Annotated in this window: 14 protein-coding genes; 1 reads left to right on the top strand and 13 read right to left on the bottom strand. The window is 61.1% G+C overall.

Annotation, left to right across the window (positions count from 1 at the left end; translation table 11 throughout):
- Nucleotides 1-211: 211 nt before the first annotated feature.
- Both J3485_RS28740 and J3485_RS28735 read right to left on the bottom strand, forming a co-directional pair.
- Nucleotides 212-1,033 (bottom strand): SDR family oxidoreductase, encoded by an 822-nt coding sequence (locus J3485_RS28740; protein ID WP_206958183.1) that lies wholly within the window; start codon nucleotides 1,031-1,033, stop codon nucleotides 212-214.
- On the bottom strand, nucleotides 1,030-2,691 hold the full coding sequence (locus J3485_RS28735) for a long-chain-fatty-acid--CoA ligase (RefSeq protein WP_242538973.1): 1,662 nt from the start codon (nucleotides 2,689-2,691) through the stop codon (nucleotides 1,030-1,032). Before J3485_RS28735 ends, J3485_RS28740 begins: the two co-directional genes overlap by 4 nt.
- Before the next feature lie 279 nt (nucleotides 2,692-2,970).
- On the opposite strand from J3485_RS28735, the gene J3485_RS28730 reads away from it, so the two are divergent.
- Nucleotides 2,971-3,633: a TetR/AcrR family transcriptional regulator gene (locus J3485_RS28730; RefSeq protein WP_206958181.1), complete on the top strand. Its 663-nt coding sequence runs from the start codon at nucleotides 2,971-2,973 to the stop codon at nucleotides 3,631-3,633.
- Nucleotides 3,634-3,660: 27 nt separating this feature from the next.
- Here the strand turns inward: J3485_RS28730 and J3485_RS28725 are convergent, their stop codons facing one another.
- The 11 genes from J3485_RS28725 to J3485_RS28675 all read right to left on the bottom strand — a co-directional run bounded on the left by J3485_RS28725 (nucleotide 3,661) and on the right by J3485_RS28675 (nucleotide 16,636).
- Nucleotides 3,661-4,065, bottom strand: coding sequence for a cupin domain-containing protein (locus J3485_RS28725; protein WP_206958179.1), 405 nt, complete (start codon nucleotides 4,063-4,065; stop codon nucleotides 3,661-3,663).
- An 83-nt stretch (nucleotides 4,066-4,148) separates the two neighbouring features.
- Entirely contained in the window at nucleotides 4,149-5,183 is a 1,035-nt protein-coding gene (locus J3485_RS28720) for a GlxA family transcriptional regulator (RefSeq protein ID WP_206958177.1), read from the bottom strand.
- 32 nt (nucleotides 5,184-5,215) lie between these two features.
- Nucleotides 5,216-6,217 carry a LysR substrate-binding domain-containing protein gene (locus J3485_RS28715; RefSeq protein ID WP_206958174.1) on the bottom strand — a complete coding sequence of 334 codons (1,002 nt, stop codon included), beginning with the start codon at nucleotides 6,215-6,217 and terminating at the stop codon, nucleotides 5,216-5,218.
- A gap of 305 nt (nucleotides 6,218-6,522) precedes the next feature.
- The gene (locus J3485_RS28710) at nucleotides 6,523-8,016 is read right to left on the bottom strand and encodes an aldehyde dehydrogenase (protein WP_206958172.1); all 1,494 of its coding nucleotides are present in this window, start codon (nucleotides 8,014-8,016) and stop codon (nucleotides 6,523-6,525) included.
- Nucleotides 8,017-8,033: 17 nt separating this feature from the next.
- Nucleotides 8,034-9,365, bottom strand: coding sequence for an NAD(P)/FAD-dependent oxidoreductase (locus J3485_RS28705; RefSeq protein ID WP_206958170.1), 1,332 nt, complete (start codon nucleotides 9,363-9,365; stop codon nucleotides 8,034-8,036).
- 5 nt (nucleotides 9,366-9,370) lie between these two features.
- Nucleotides 9,371-10,258 (bottom strand): dihydrodipicolinate synthase family protein, encoded by an 888-nt coding sequence (locus J3485_RS28700; RefSeq protein WP_206958168.1) that lies wholly within the window; start codon nucleotides 10,256-10,258, stop codon nucleotides 9,371-9,373.
- A gap of 94 nt (nucleotides 10,259-10,352) precedes the next feature.
- The gene (gene glyA / locus J3485_RS28695) at nucleotides 10,353-11,648 is read right to left on the bottom strand and encodes a serine hydroxymethyltransferase (protein ID WP_206958166.1); all 1,296 of its coding nucleotides are present in this window, start codon (nucleotides 11,646-11,648) and stop codon (nucleotides 10,353-10,355) included.
- Between the two features lie 34 nt (nucleotides 11,649-11,682).
- Nucleotides 11,683-12,564: a glycine betaine ABC transporter substrate-binding protein gene (locus J3485_RS28690; protein ID WP_206958164.1), complete on the bottom strand. Its 882-nt coding sequence runs from the start codon at nucleotides 12,562-12,564 to the stop codon at nucleotides 11,683-11,685.
- A gap of 121 nt (nucleotides 12,565-12,685) precedes the next feature.
- Complete coding sequence (locus J3485_RS28685; RefSeq protein ID WP_206958162.1) at nucleotides 12,686-13,573, bottom strand: ABC transporter permease; 888 nt, start codon at nucleotides 13,571-13,573, stop codon at nucleotides 12,686-12,688.
- Nucleotides 13,570-14,859 (bottom strand): quaternary amine ABC transporter ATP-binding protein, encoded by a 1,290-nt coding sequence (locus J3485_RS28680; protein ID WP_206958160.1) that lies wholly within the window; start codon nucleotides 14,857-14,859, stop codon nucleotides 13,570-13,572. Before J3485_RS28680 ends, J3485_RS28685 begins: the two co-directional genes overlap by 4 nt.
- A gap of 871 nt (nucleotides 14,860-15,730) precedes the next feature.
- The gene (locus J3485_RS28675; RefSeq protein ID WP_206958158.1) at nucleotides 15,731-16,636 is read right to left on the bottom strand and encodes a LysR family transcriptional regulator; all 906 of its coding nucleotides are present in this window, start codon (nucleotides 16,634-16,636) and stop codon (nucleotides 15,731-15,733) included.
- Between the last annotated feature and the right edge of the window lie 56 nt (nucleotides 16,637-16,692).

Below are 16,692 nucleotides of genomic sequence, written 5' to 3'. Positions count from 1 at the left end.
GCTCGGCCATGCCGTGCACGATCTGCACAACGCCCCGCGCCGCGCCCTCCTCCCCACGCCAGCAGAATGCTTCGATGGGGTGATCGTCCCGCGCGCTGAGCGTGAATGCCGTTTCACTGATTGTCATGGCGTCTCCTGCTTCGTTAGAGTGCGTCGCTCGCTCGAGAAAGTAGTTTCGATCCGCGCGGCGAATGTCATAGCGCGATGCCTGTCAGGTCTCTCGCAGCGAATCGAGCAACATGTCGCCGAACTGTTGCGAACCGAGATTCGATTGACCGCCGTCGATGGCGATCACGGTCCCGTTGATGTAGCTCGCGGCACCACTGCAGAGGAACAATGCGAGATCGGCGATCTCATCGCATTCCGCCGCACGGCGCATCGGAATGCCCGACAACAGACGGCGCCAACTCGCCTCGCCGCTCGGCGCGAGACGCTTCATGCCTTCGGTATCGGCCACCGGCCCGGGTGCGATCGCATTGCAGCGCACACCGCGCGCAGCCCACTCGATCGACAGTGTGCGCACGAGCATGTCGATGCCGGCTTTCGCCGCGCAGACGTGTGCCTGCGTCGCGGTCGGCAGTGCCGACTGCACGGCCGATACGGCCAGCAAATTCGCGCGTTTCTCGCGCAGCAACGGCAGCGCCGCGCGAAACGTATTGAATGTCCCGATCAGATCGATATCGATCACCGTGCGAAATCCGTTCGTCGACATCGTGGCCGCTTCGGCCACAAAGTTTCCTGCCGCGCCCGCGATGCAGATATCGATCGGACCGAAGGCGTCGCTCGCCTGATGGAAGGCATCGGCAAGCGTGTCGGCGTCGCGCACGTCCGCCGCCACACCCTGCGCCGTCCCGCCGAGCGCGCGAATCTCCGCCGCGGCGACCTCGCATTTGCCAGCGTTGCGGCCGACGATCGAAATACACGCCCCCTGAATCGCGAAGCGTTCCGCGATACGTTTGTTGATGCCGCTGCCGGCGCCGGTAATCACGGCATGCTGCCCAGCGAGCAGATTCGCGTTGAAAACGGAACTCACGAACGGTCCTCCGAGTTCTGTGTGGTGTCTTGGAATTGGTAATGCGCGAAGCGCTCCCGTAAACGCGCTTTCAGCAGCTTGCCCGTGGCGCCATGCGGCAGTTCGTCGAGAAATTCGACGGCATCGGGCAACCACCACCGGGCCACCCGCTCGCGCAACCAGTCGCGCAATTGCTCGCACGTGAGCGCGTGCCCCGGCCGCAGCACGCATAGCATCAGGGGCCGCTCGACCCATCGCGGATGCGGCCGACCGATCACCGCGGCCTCTTGAATCGACGGATGGCCCATCGCCGCGTTTTCCAACTCGATAGAACTGATCCATTCGCCACCGGACTTGATCACGTCTTTCGAACGATCGACGATGCTCATGTATCCGTCGGCGTCGATCGTGGCGATATCGCCGGTATCGAACCAGCCGTCGCCCCGCGCGGCACGCACGCTGCCCGCATAGGTGTCGACGACCCACGGACCTTTGACGAGCAAACGCCCGCGTGCCTCTCCATCATGCGGCGCCGCCTCGCCTTCGTCGGTTTCGATCCGCATCTCGAGGCCGAACAGCGCTCTGCCCTGGCGCGCCTGCAACCGATAGCGCTCGGCAGGCGCGAGCGCATCGTGCACCGGCTTGAATTGATTGACCGCGCCGATCGGGCTCGTTTCGGTCATGCCCCATGCGTGAATCACGCGCACGGCATAGACCTCTTCGAATTCGCGAATCATCGCCTCACTCGCGGCGGAGCCGCCCAACACCGTGCGCCGCAGCGAACTGAACGAGAGAGCGCGCGAACGCACATGGTCCAGCAGGCCGAGCCAGATCGTCGGCACACCGGCGGCGACGGTCACCCCCTCGCTTTCGCAGAGTTCATAGAGACTCTTGCCATCGAGCGCGGGGCCGGGAAACACGAGCTTGCCGCCGACCATCGGCATCGAATAGGGCAACCCCCAGGCGTTGACGTGGAACATCGGCACGACAGGAAGTGCGGTGTCGCGCACCGACAAACCGAGCGAATCGGGCAGCGCGCTCGCATAGGCGTGCAGAATCGTCGAGCGATTTGAATAGACGACACCTTTCGGGTCACCCGTCGTGCCCGACGTGTAGCAAAGGCCGCACGCTTGGTTCTCGTCGAAGCTCGCCCAGTCGAACTCGTCGCCGAGTTCACCGGCGATTAAGTCTTCGTAGAACAAGAGGCCCGGAATATCATCCGCGGCGTCGGCCATCTCAGCGTTGTCGGACGCACCGAGCAACACGAAATGACGCACGCGCGGCAACTGAGCGCGAATGCTTTTGACGAGGCCTACGAAGGTCGCGTCGAAGAATAGGATCTCGTCGCCGGCGTGCGCGGCGATCCAGGCGATTTGTTGCGGCAGCAAGCGCGGGTTCAGCGTATGGCAAACGGCGCCGAGGCCGGCGCTCGCGTAGTAAAGCTCCAAATGCCGGTAGCCATTCCAGGCGAGCGTGCCGACGTGCGCGTCTCGGCCGATGCCAAGCCGGCCCAGCGCGCGAGCCAGGCGGCAAACGCGATCGTAGGCATCCGCATAGGTATAGCGATGGATGTCGCCTTCGACGCGGCGGCTGACGATCTCCGCACGCGGATGGTTGCGCTTCGCATGTCGCAGCAGGTCGATCACCCGCAGCGGCATGCGCATCATGTGTCCTGACATGTCCCCTCTTTTGCTATGGAAAGCTGATGGAACCGATCATAGACAGATCGTGCAAGCGGCTCTATTCGGATTTCGTCGGTGCGCGCGCAAGCCCTTGCGGCGCGGGGTTATGGGCCATGCCAGCCCGATTGGCACGCGTCATTCGGATCCTTCGCATGCCAAGGGTTAATGCGGCTTCGGCCGCGCGTTTGCCGCCGCTACAATCGCCACGGGGCGCTGCGCGCTTTGCGCTCGAGGCTTCGCCGCTCGCGCCCACGCTGTCATCCGGAGAGTGAAATCGTGACGTTCAGCAGCAAGACCAAACCCATCGAACCGATTGCCGTGCGGCGCAAACCCCGCCAGGGGCGCTCGCACATGACGGTCGACGCGATTCTCGAAGCGGCGCGTCAGCTCTTCGCGAGCGATGGGTTCGACGCCACCAGCACGACGCGCATCGCCGAGGCCGCGGGCGTCAGCGTCGGTTCGCTCTATGAGTACTTCACGAGCAAGGAAGCGCTTGCAGCAAAACTCATCAAGCGGCACTGCGACCATCTGCTGGAGCTGTACGCGCAAGCGTTCAAAGCCGTCGAAGGTCAAGGCATCGAGGCCGCGGTGGCGGCCTGGGTCGATACGACGATCGATGCCTATGCGGAAGACGTGGCACTTCAGCGCGCGCTGCTCGAGCAGATCGGCCGCGTCAGCAAACTGCGGCACCTGAGCCGCGTGTCGCTAGCCATCACCGACTTGCTCGAGCAGGCCTTGCAAAGCTGTGGCGAACCGATTCAACGTCCGAACATCCATCTCGCCGCGTTCATCGTCGAATCGGCCGTGGAGGCGCTCACGCATCGGTCGATCCTTTATGCGCCCGAGTTGTTCAGCTTCGAATTGCGGCGCGACCTGAAGATCATGGCGACGCAGTATCTGCGTACGCCTACGATCGGATTGGGTGCGCTCGTGCCTTGAGCGTCAGGGCTGCTTTTCATGCAGGAGTCAGTGATCGACGACCGACGATTCAGTCCGCGCCACGACCAGCACCGTGCATCCCGTTGCGGACGAGGTGCTATGCCGTGAGCCGGCAGGGTAAGACACCGTCGTTCCCGGATGGAAGTCGGTACCGTCGTCGTCGGTAAACACGCCGTCGAGAATCATGATCAATTCCGTCGAGTCGTGCCGATGTTCGAACGAGCGGGCACCGGGCTCGAGTCGCATCCAATAGCTGCTCCACGCACCGCTTTCGTCCTTCGCCACCGGAATCCAGAAAAAACCGGGCAGCACGGCATCGCCGATCTTCATTGCACGCCAATCGCGCTCATCGATCGAATAGCAGCGCCGCCCTTCCTTCACCTTCAATCCCGCTAGCGCATGCGGTTCATCGTCGATAGGGTTTGTAGTCATTCGTATCGTTTCCTTTAGGAATTAAGAGAGAGAAGCGTCGATTTGCATGCAGCGTCATCCATGAAATCTTTCCTGCACGCCGATCAAGTGGCAGCCGACACCAACGCATGATTCGGCAGTCGTGCCATACGAAACGCATGCGGCGATTCGCCGAATTCCTTTCTGAATTCACGCCCAAGATGCGACGCATCGGAGAAGCCGCATGACGTCGCGATATCCGCAACCGTCCTATCCGAGCTCGTCAGCAGCCAAGACGCCATCCGAATCCGAATCTGCCGTCCATATGCGTTCGGGGATTTCCCCGTTTCGGCGGTGAAGAGACGCTCGAGTTGCCGCGCCGATACCTCGAGCCGCTGGGCAAGCTCCGCCAGGCTCAAGGGTTGGCCGATATGCTGCTCCATCAGAAGGATCGCTCGCCTCACCTTGGGATGCGTGGCGGGTTCGAGCCCTGGCGGATAGGGCTGGGGGGCATGCCCCTTTTGAGCGTCGTCCACGAGCAGGATGCGAAGGGCCTTTCGCACGATCGTCGCTTCCACATGCCGTAGCAAAATAGCCGCAGCCACGTCGATCGACGCCCGTCCCCCGGAGCATGTGATGCGTCGCCCGTCGATGACGAAGAGCCGGTCCGCAACGAGCTTGCGTTCATCGGCTTGCGGAAAACGCTCGACAAAATCCCAGTAATGAAACCAACTCACGCATAGGCGATATCCGTCCATGACACCTGCTCGCATCAAGGCGAACACGCCTGTGCAGATGCCGACCAGCGTCGCCGACGTATTGGCCGCGGCGCGAATGAATCGCAGCGTGGCCTCGCTGGCCGATGAGCCCGAATGGAGCAAGCCCCCCACGACGACGACATAATCGAACGGCCCGGCCTCTTCGTACGTCGTCCAAGGCGTGATCTGAATGCCGCAGCTCGCTCTAACGGGAATGATCGACTCGGCAACGATGGTCCATGAGCAGCGAACCGGTCGGCTCATATCGCCTTCGTCGCTCGCGAGGCGGAGCAGATCGACGAAGCCGGAAAACGCGGTCAACGTAAAGTTGGGCAACAGCACGATCCCAAAGCGAATCCTCGGAGTAGGTTCGGTTTTGGATTCGATCGAGGAATTGCGCATGGAGCTGCCTGCAACGCGGTATCTGTATGCCCTTACTCGACGATGCCGGCTTCAGCGTCGCGCCATTCGCGCATCATCGCGCCGACCTCTTCGGCGAGCCACTCGCGGAAGTGCAGATATTCCGGGCGGAGCTTGGCGTTCTTGTGCGTAATCAAATAGTGATGGCGGTCGTGAAACACGAGCGCGTCCTGAACCGGCCGAACGAGGCTTCCCTGCTCCACCTGGCGATGCACCAGATGATGCCAGCCAAGCAGCGTCCCCTCGCCCGCTTCAGCTTGTGCGACGAGTAGCCGATAGTCATTGCTCTCCAGATGATCATCGCCCGCCAGCACGTCGGAGCTATCGCTCTGCTGAAACCAGTTGCGCCATACGCGCCAGTCGACATGCTCGCAAACTTGCGCGCGCCCTAGCAGGGAAAGATTCAACGTCGGATGCAACAGAAGGTCCATCGGTTTCAACGATCTACCCTGAAAGCGACGCTCATAGAACGATGGGCTGCATACCGGATAAACGACGTCGTGAAAAAGCGGCTCCACTTCATACTCCGCTTCGCGCGGCGGAATTTTGGTGATGATGACGTCGGGTTCCATGAGCCCATCGAGCTCCATGAAATGCTCGGTCACCATCACGTGCAATCGGATATCCGGGTACCGCTTGCGGAACATGGGCAATCTAGACGACAGCCACAGTGCGGAGAACGTGTGGGAGACGCACACCGTCAGCGCGTGCTTATCCGTGCGCCGCACGGCCTCGGCCGCTTCCGCGATGTTCATGATCGACAGATACGACGCGTTGTAAAGAATGCGTCCGGCGTCGGTCAGCGCGATGTGTCTTCCCGAGCGCTCGAAGAGCGCGACGTCGAGTGAATCCTCCAGTTCTTTGATTTGCCTGCTGATCGCAGCCTGGGTGACGCACAGCACCTCGGCAGCCTGCGTGAAGCTCTCGTATCGCGCCGCCGTGACAAAGCATCTCAATGCCCTGAGCGACGGCATCTGGGCGAGAAGTCTGTCAGCAAACAACTGCTTTTTTTGCATGGCCACCACCTAATAAGCGCACACCCGAGAGATTCGAGGGTCGGAGACGTATAAAGCGGTCGCATTGTCCCTTGATAAGGCGGCCGTCGTCCATCGGTCGACGAACACTCGGAACGAGAACAGTTTGCTAGCGACCCCACTTTCTGGCAAGAGATCAACGCCAGGCCAACTCAAGGTCGACGCCGGTGACGCTTCCGTGCGCTACACGCTGGCTGCTATCCGCCTACCACCTACGCTGCCAACGCTTTCCGCAAGAACGATCGACCCAACCTCCCAAGCTGGGCCGCCGATCACGCGAACCACCTTCATTCCAGCTTCAGCCAGGTGGTTTTCAGCTCGCAATATTGATCGTGTGCGTAAATCGATTTGTCGCGGCCGCCGAAGCCCGACTGTTTGAAGCCGCCGAACGGCGTGGACAGATCGCCCTCGCCGAAGCAATTCACCGTGACCGTCCCCGCGCGGATACGCGCTGCAATCTTGTGTGCTTGATTGACGTTGTCCGTCCACAATGATGCGGCCAGCCCATAGCAGGTGTCGTTGGCGATTCGAACGGCATCATCGACGTCGCTGTATTCGATGAAGCACAGGACCGGACCGAACACTTCTTCGCGCGCAATCGTCATTTCAGGCGTGACGTTATCGAAGAGGGTCGGCTCGACGAACCAGCCGCCGCTCTCAGTCAGCGTAGCCTTGCCGCCGCACACCAACCGCGCGCCTTCGGCCTTCGCCTTCTCGATGTGCGCGAGCACTTTTTCATAATGCTGGCGCTCGATCAACGAACCGAGTTTCACAGCGGGGTCGAGCGGATCGCCGGTCTTCCAGCCCTCGAGCACGCCCTGAACTTTCCGCAGCAATTGCGCCTTCATCGCCGCCGGCACGAGGATACGTGACCCGGCACTGCAATTCTCGCCCATGTTCCAGAACGCAGCGGCAACTGCGTTCTCGGCAACGGGGTCGAGATTGGCCACGTCCGGCAGAACAACCTGAGGATTCTTACCGCCGCACTCGAGTACGACACGCTTCAGATTCGTATCGGCGGAGTACCGCAGAAAGCGCTTGCCCGTTTCCGTGGAGCCTGTGAATGCGACGAGATCGACATCGGCGTGACACCCGAGCGCCTGCCCCGCGCCTTCGCCGAAACCCGTGACGACGCTAAAGACGCCTGCGGGCACCCCCGCTTCCAATGCGAGGTCGGCGATACGCAACGTCGACAACGAGGTCTGCTCGGCAGGTTTCACGATGACACTATTGCCGACGGAAAGCGCCGGGCCAATCTTCCAAGCCAGCATGAGCGCCGGGAAATTCCACGGCAGCACGGCGCCGACCACGCCGATCGGCTCCCGCGTGATCATGCCGACGACGTTCGGACCGGAGGGCGACAGTGCGTCGTAGCGCTTATCGGTGGCCTCCGCGTGCCAGCGAACGCATGCCGCCGAATCGGGGATGTCCAATCCGAGGCATTCGCTGATCGGCTTGCCCGCTTCGAGTGCTTCGAGCAGCGCAAGCTCCTCGGCGTTTTCCTCGATCAACTGCGCGAGCCGGAGCAAAACAGCTTTGCGCTGGGCCGGCGTGGCTTTCGACCAAACGCCACGCTCGAACGCTTCCCTAGCCGCGATGACGGCGCGATCGACATCTTTCGCATCGCACTTGGCCACATCGGCCAACACTTTGCCGGTCGACGGATTGAGCGTACTAAACGTTTCGTTCGAAACGGCCGCACATCGTTGCCCGGCAACGAAAGCGCGACCGTCCAGCCGTAGCGCTTCCGCTCTTTGCTTCCATTCCTGATGAGTCGCCATCGTCTCGTCCTTGAAAATTAAAGCTCGGCCCCTGCCGTGAATTCCTTGACCCAGATCGCGGCCGATACCGCCACGTCGGCAATGGGACGGGCGGGCAGCGAACGCGGATGCGGCTGATTCAGAAGCTGAAGCACGAGGTCGTTCGACTGCCCAAGCGCGTACTCCGCAATGAGCTTGCCCGCCGCCGACCCTCTGCTCAAGCCGAGACCGTTGCAACCGACGGCTTCGAAAACACCATCGCCTCGCTGTCCAAAAAGTGCGCCGTTGTTGGCGGAGAGACACAACGGCCCGCCCCACGTACATTCCAACTCCACGTTCTCGAGCATCGGAAAGCGCCGATCGAAGGAACGTCGATGCAGGCTCTTCGCTTTCGCGAGATCCGCTTGAGACACTTCGAGGTTAGGTCTGAATGCGAAGTGATTGCGAACGCAAATGCGGTCCGTGATCAAACGGCGCACGGTGGTGCCCATCGGATCGGCCGGAATCAGCGCCCATGATCGCGTGCCCCCCAATTTGCTCACCTCGTCGGCATTCATCACGCGCGTCAACGACGCGAACGTATAAACGGGCAACAAACCATTCGGATGCCCTCCAAACGTCGCCGCATAGGCATTCGTGCAGAGCACCACCCGCTTCGCCACGATCTTGCCGCGCTCGAAGGTCAACACTTTCGCCTCGCGACCGTCCCCGATCGCCTTCACGGCGCTCATCTCGAAGACCTTGACGTTCGCCGGCAACGTCGCCGCAAGGCCTCGCATCAGCGCAGCCGGTTGAACCGTACTGCAACCGGGCGTAAAGAGCGCGCCACGATAGAAGCCGGTACCGGTCACCTTTTCGATCGCGGCTTCGTCGAGCCATTCGAAACGCTCGCCGATACGATCCAAGCCCTGCGCGAAGTGCAAAAGCGCCGCCTGTCCCTTCTTGTTGACCGCGGCATGAAACTTACCGTCGTCTCGCCAATCGCAATCGATGCCGTGCTGACGGACGATCGAGCGCACATAGTCGATGCCGTGACGTTGCAGCCGTACGTCCGCCTTATCGGCGTCAACGCTGCGCGAATAGCTCTCGCTGCTGATATCGTGCGGCAGATCCACGAAGAAACCGGAATTGCGCCCGGCGGTCGTGCGTCCGATGCGGTCCGCCTCCACGAGTGCAATCGAAGCGCCGGGCGCGAGCTCGGCCAAGCGGCGAGCCGCGGAGAGGCCCGTCATGCCGCCGCCGATGACGACCCAATCGAAGCGATGCTCCGACGACACCGTCAGTGCCGGGGCCGGCGGCGGCAAGCTTTCCCACCATCCGTTCACGCCATCGGGTGCGGGAAACCGCGCGAATTCCAGTTTCGAGGCCATGCGAATTATCGATCGTTGCGCAACATCGGTTCGACGAGCGTTGCAAATGCGCTGCGCTCGTCGTTGGAAAGCGCGCCGAGCGGCGCGCGTGCAACGCCGACGGGGACGCCTGCCAACTCACAACCGTAGCGAACGTACTGGATGAACTTCCCACTGCGCTCCAGTAACTCGAGCACCGGCAGCAATTGCGCCATCAGCTTGCGCCCCAGCGCGAAATCGCCTTTCTCGACACACGCATCGAAAAGTTCGGTGTGCGCCTCCGGCAAGAAATTCGAGGCCCCGCCAACCCAACTGCGCGCGCCCCACGCGAAAAATTCGAGCGCCTGATCGTCCATGCCGCAGCTCAGCACTAGCCGACCTTGAAAGTGAGTAGCAAGATGATGCAGATGCGCGATGTCCCCCGTGCTCTCCTTCATGGCGATGAAGTTCGGGCGTTCGAGCAGTGCGGCCAGAACACCGTCGCCGATTTCCGTCCCAGTTCGGGCCGGGAAGTTGTAGAGCATGATGGGTAAGTCGAGTGCGTCGTCCACCTTCAGAAGATGGGTGAGCAACTCTTCCTGCGTAGGCTGCGCGTAGTACGGTGCGGCAACCAGCAGGGCCTGCATCCCGGCGCGCTTGGCCGCCTTGCCGAGTCGAATCACTTCCTGGGTGGTGGTCGCATTGATGCCGGCGGTCAAATACGTTTTGCCGCCGGCTGCCTCGGCAACCGTGTCGAACGTCTTCACGCGTTCCTCGAAACTCAACGCGTAGTATTCGCCCGTCGTTCCGCCCACGCCTAAGCCCGACACACGACGGGCGAGGTCGGCGGCGTGCTTGCCGAGCAAGTCATGATCGATTTCCCCATCCGCCTTGAACGGGGTCACCAGCGGAGTATGTACGCCCTCGAAGCTCATTTCGGTATCTCTCTTCAGTGATCTTCAAACAAGTAATTTGGAAGGAAGCGTGTGCCAGTCATGGTTCGTCGCGTCCGTGATTCACATTCGCCTGTCACACGACATCCACCGCATGCGAATAGATCGGGAACTGGCTGCAGAGATCTCTTACGCGGCTGCGCACGGCGCGCTCCACCTTCTCGTCGCCGGTGGGCTCGTGCTCGAGCGCCGACAACACTTCAAGAATCATTTCCCCGACCTGCGCGAACTGAGCCGCGCCGAATCCGCGTGTCGTGCCGGCCGGCGTGCCCAGCCGAATGCCGGAAGTCACCGTCGGGTTTTCCGTATCGAACGGGATGCCGTTCTTGTTGCAAGTGATACCCGCGCGTTCGAGCGCCTTCTCGGCCTGCGTTCCGGTGATTCGCTTCGCGCGCAAATCGACGAGGAGCAAATGATTGTCGGTGCCGCCCGTCACGAGATTCAGCCCGCCCGATTGCAGGACGTTGCCGAGCGCTTCGGCGTTGCGCAGGACTTGATCGATGTAGAGCGCGAACTCGGGCCGAAGCGCTTCGCCGAACGCCACGGCCTTGCCCGCGACGACGTGCATGAGCGGCCCGCCCTGCAATCCGGGGAACACGGCCGAATTGATCTTCTTGGCGATGTCGCCGTTGTTCGTGAGAATGAAGCCGCCGCGCGGTCCGCGAAGCGTCTTGTGCGTCGTCGACGTCACCACATCCGCGAAGCCGATCGGATTCTCGTGTCGCCCAGCCGCCACGATGCCCGCGATATGCGCCATGTCGACCATCAGCATGGCGCCCACGCTATCCGCGATGTCCCGGAACGCCGCGAAATCGAGCGCTCGCGGATAGGCCGAGTAACCCGCGATGATCAGCTTCGGACGGCTCTCTTGCGCGAGCCTGCGCAGCTTGTCGTAATCGATCCGGTACGTTTCCGGGCTCACGCCGTACTGCACCGCGTTGAACCACTTGCCGGACAGCGCGGGACGCGCACCATGCGTGAGATGCCCACCGGCGTCCAGCGACATTCCCATGACGGTATCGCCGGGCTTGACCAGCGCGAGCATCACGGCGCCGTTCGCTTGTGCGCCCGAATGCGGTTGCACGTTCGCATAGTCGGCTTCGAAGAGCGCTTTGACGCGATCGATCGCGAGCGCCTCGATTCGGTCGACGTGCTCGCAGCCGCCGTAATAGCGCTTCGACGGATATCCCTCGGCGTACTTGTTGGTCAGTACCGTACCTTGTGCCTCCATCACGGCAGCCGAGACGATGTTCTCGGAAGCGATCAGCTCGATCTGGGTTTGCTGGCGGCGCAATTCGAGTGCGATCTCCGATGCGATGACGGGATCACGGCCCTGGAGCGTTTCAGAAAAAAAGCGCGCGTGTTCGTTCACTGGTCACTCCCGAAGGCGATTACATGGGTTCGATTTACTGCTGCAACCAAGCTTTCAGCTTGTCCGGATGCGCGTCGACGAATTTCTTCGCCGCTGCCGCATAGTCGTTCGTACTGTTGCCGTCGAATTCGATGGCCTCGACATCGGCGAGCGTCAGCTTGAAATGCTTGAAGAACACGTCCGCACGAGGAAACTTACTGGCGAACTGCTTGGACGCGAATGCGTGAATCTGTTCCTCGCCGCCCAACGTGCCCTTGGGGTCCTTCAAATAGCGCATATGCCACTTTTGCCAGAGCCAATGCGGGCTCCAAACCGTGGCAACAACCCATTGCTTGGATTGATAGGCGCGCGATACGGCGGCCAGCATCCCGGCTTCGCTAGAAGATTGCAGGTGGTAGTCGGATAGGCCATAGGACTGCATCGTCTTCTCCGACGCCTGCATCAAGCCCGCTCCCGGCCCGATTCCCTGAATCGTGCCGTCGAGCTTGCTCTTGACGTCCGGCTTGTTCAGATCTGAGATCGACGACAGTTCGGATTCCGGCACGTACGCCGGCACGGCCCATCCGTTTCTACCGCCGGTATAGATGATGCCGACGTCGTCCAAATCATTCTTGTACTTTGCGTAGTACACCGCATGCGTGACGGGAAGCCATCCGCCCACCATGATGTCGAGGTCGCCGCGTGCGACGCCTTCGAACTGAATGCCGATATCCGCATTGACGAACTTGACCGGCTGGTTGAGCTTGGTTTCGAGCACGTACTTCGCGACGTTGGCCGTGGCCAGGACATCGGCCCAATCCGTGATCGCCAATTTGATCGGTTCCGCTGCCGCGGCGGATCCCACCCCAAGGCTCAAAGCAGCGAACGCCGATATCGCAACCTTGGCGATGAGCGATCTGAAAACATTGCCATTCATTTAGGACTCCTAACTTGATTTGTGTGGTTTTGAACCATGTCACCGGTACTGCCACGTCGAGTCTGCGGTCTCCCGCCCTTCACCTTCCTCAGCTATCGAGCCGCGCGCCTGCACCTTGCCGTCAAGTACGCGCCGCCGCGTCGCTTTTTACGCCGGACTTCGCCGCCCTGGCAGCGGGCCGCGCCTTCTTCGACTTCACGCCGAACGTCTCGGTCAATCGATCCAGCACGATCGCGAGCAGCACGACGCCGAGCCCGCCTTCGAAGCCGATGCCGATGTCGAGGCGTTGGATGCCGCTCAGCACATACTCGCCGAGTCCGCCGGCACCGATCATCGAGGCGATCACCACCATCGAGAGCGACATCATGATGGTTTGATTGACGCCGGCCATGATCGACGGCATCGCGTTCGGCAGTTGAATTTTCCAGAGCAGTTGTGCATCGGTGCTGCCGAACGCACGCCCAGCCTCCAGCAGTTCTGCTCGCACTTGCCGAATACCGAGCGTCGTAAGGCGCACGACGGGCGGCATGGCGAATACCACCGTGGCGATCACGGCGGGCACTCGGCCCAATCCGAACAGGATGACGGCCGGAATGAGATAAACGAACGCCGGCATCGTCTGCATGAAATCGAGCAGCGAGCGCAGAATCAGTTCGACCCGATTGTTGCGGGCACCCCAGATACCGAGCGGCACGCCGATGATCAAACTGAAAACCGTGGCCGCAACCACGAGCGCCAGCGTCGAAACCGTTTGCGGCCAGAGTTTCATGTAATGAATGAGCAACAGCGCGAGCCCCACAAAAATCGCAAACGCGATCCCTCGGCGCCAGAGTGCGAGCGCCACCAACGCAACGAGCATGACGACGAACGGAATCGCTCCTAGGCCATTCTCGAGCAGCTTGACCACCGCCCCCAGCCCCGCCGAAAACGCATTGAAGCCGCCCTGGAAATGATTGAACAGAAAGTTGACGGCGCTCTCTGCAAACTGGCCGACGATCGAAGAATTCATGCTGCCCTCCGCTCCATCACTTGCTTGAGTATCGTCCTGCACGACACGATGCCCGCGAGCCCCCCGGCCGCATCGAGAACCGGCACGTCGTGCTGTTGGTTCAAGGCAATGGCGGCGAGTTCATGCAGGTCCGTGCTCAGCGAGACTGCCGTCACATCGTTCAGCAACGCTTCGCGCAGCGCGCGAGCACCGGCCTTGTGGAGCGACGCCGGTGTGACACAGCCTTGGTATCGGCCGGACGGATCGCACACATAACCGCACTCCACACCGCTGTCGATGATCTGATTGAGGTAACGCTCCGCCGGCTTGCCCATATCGCCGGATATGAGCCCTCGTTCCACCTTGGTCAGCAAACTATGGGCTTTGAGAAAGCGCGAAACGTCGACATGGCGGAAAAAGTCCCGCACGTAATCGTCGGCGGGCGACTGAATGAGTTCGGCCGGCGTACCGACTTGAATCAGGCAACCGTCCTTCATGATGCCGATCCGGCCGCCGATCTTGATCGCTTCGTCGATGTCGTGCGAAATGAAAACGATGGTCCGCTGCTCCTCTTTCTGGAGCCGCAGCAATTCGCTCTGCATTTCGAATCGAATCAACGGGTCCAATGCGGAGAATGCTTCGTCCATCAACAGCACCGACGGATTCACGGCCAGCGCGCGGGCAAGACCGACTCGCTGCTGCATGCCGCCAGAGAGTTCGCCGGGCAAGAGCTTTTCGTATGAACCAAGGCCCACCCGCGTCAGCGCGGCGCGCGCGATTTCGTAGCGCGCCGTCTTTTTCATGCCGGCGACTTCGAGGCCATATGAAATGTTGTCGAGCACCGTGCGATTGGGCAACAGCGCAAATGACTGGAACACCATCGCCATCTTTCTGCGGCGCACGTCGCGCAGTTCCAACGTCGACATCGGCGCGATGTCGCGGCCTTCGAGCACGACTTGGCCGGACGTGGGCTCGATCAACCGATTGAGTAGCCGCACGAGCGTCGACTTACCGGAACCCGACAAACCCATGATGACGAAGATCTCGCCGGCCTTGACGCTGAGGCTGACGTCGTTCACCGCCACCATGTTGCCCGTGCGCTCGAATACTTCGTCTCGCCCAAGCCCTTGCTTGATCAGATCGGCGGCACGCTCGGGCTTCGGACCGAAGATTTTCGACAAACGCCGGACCGTCAGAATATCGGTCCCGGAAACCGCAATCGAATTTGCGACCGGCGAGACGGCTTCCACATTGATTGCACTTGGCGGGATCACGTCCTGCGGTGCGAATGTCAGATTCGGGGGCATTGATTCATCCCAACGGGCAAGTTCAAGAAATCGAAGACCTCGACCAGGCGGCCCTCGGTCGAGGCGGCCGTGCTTTGACTCGTCTATTTTTCTAGTCCAACGCGTTACGCGATATGCGCGATGTGCGCGGTATTGCGGCGATGGCGAATCACTGGCCGGTCGTCTATTGCATGGATTGCAGCGTACCAAGCCAAATCGACCCATCCCGCTACATTTCCTTGGCCTTTACCCATACCTCTGGTTATGCAGCCGATGTATGGAGTGGTCGCTGAAAATTAGGCGGGAAGGAAGGACGGCGGGGAAGCCTTGAGTGGCAAGGGTTTCCGGGCGGCAGGAAGGGGCGGGGATGGGTTCGGCGCGCGCTTGCGGAGAAGTCGAAGCGCGTCCGACGTAGGGAATTTACTGATCTATCAGGCGTCGCGGTGACGTTGGCAGCACTGCGCGCCGAATTGCGGCGCAAACACTGACCACTGGCTCGACAAACCGAGAGTCAATGACTCCAATTCATCGCGGGTTGAATCGTCGAGGGCGGATAGACGCACCATGAGCCGTCGCCGTGTCGAAAGAAGACGATCGCCAACGTTCCAGACGCCCGTTCCACTTCGACCTTCACCGCCCGCCACGGCATTTTCCTCGAACGATCCGGCCGGACGACACGGAAATTCTGGCCGTTTCCGAACCAATCATTGACGAGACCCCGAAGGGATTTGCATCCACTGCTCATACACGTCTCCATGCGGCGCGTCCAAACCGGCAAACCGAGACGCGGCCACATCGGCAGTCAGTGAGGAAGCGGAGGTGGCATCGTGATGATCGAGCCGCATGGGGTTGCCGTCTATTGAACTTAGCGGCGGATGGTTTAACCGAAACGTTAACCCTCTGCGCCGAACGCCTCCCGCAAGTGGTCGCCTAGAAAATCCACGAACGTGCGCAGCTTGGCCGACAGCTTGTTGCGCTCGAGATAGATCGCGTGAATATCCGCGTTCGGAAGCATCCATTCGACGAGCAAAGGCACTAATTCTTTGCGCGCGATGTGGCCCGCGATCTCCCACTGCGAGCGCACGACGATACCCCGCCCATCGAGCGCCCACCGCAGCACGGCGCTACCGTCATTGCTCGATAGCGCGCCATCGACTTTTATCGTTTCAGTTCGCTTGCCTCGCGAGAAATGCCAACTGCCGTACGCCGATTCGTTCTCGCGCAGCACGATGCACGCGTGACGCGTGAGGTCGTGCGGCCCCGATGGCTTGCCATGCCGCTTCAGATAGGCCGGCGACGCGCACACGATGCGCCGGTTCTTCAACAACAAACGCGCATTGACCCGCACGTCCGGCACTTCACCGAATCGAATGCCGATGTCGAAGCCCTCCTCCTGAAGACTCAGCGGCCTGTCGGTTAGATGAAGCTGAATCTTCATCGCGGGAAAGCGCTCGACGAACTCCGACACAGCGGGAGCAATATGGGCCCGCCCAAAACCGAAAGACGCGTTCACGCGCAGCAGCCCCGTTGGTTCGGCACGGCTGCGCGTCACGAGTTGCTCCAATTCGGACAGCTCATCGAGAATGCGCGAGCCGTTCGCAAGATAAAGTTCGCCCTCCGGCGTGAGGCTCAAACGCCGCGTCGTGCGGTTCATCAGCCGCACGCCGAGGCGCCGCTCGAGTTGCGCCAGCCGCTTGCTGACGGCCGGTGGCGTCACGCCCAATTCGCGCGCCGCGGCGGCGAGATTGCGATTGCGCGCAACCAACGCGAACAGATTCAGATCGGAGAAGCCGTCCATCGCCTCATTTCCTCATATCACTCGATTCGTTCCTATAGGTTACGACCGAATTGCCT

Source organism: Trinickia acidisoli (assembly GCF_017315725.1).
Classification (GTDB): domain Bacteria; phylum Pseudomonadota; class Gammaproteobacteria; order Burkholderiales; family Burkholderiaceae; genus Trinickia; species Trinickia acidisoli.
The sequence above is the reverse complement of the archived record's forward strand: the minus strand, read 5'-3'. Positions and strand labels throughout refer to the sequence as shown.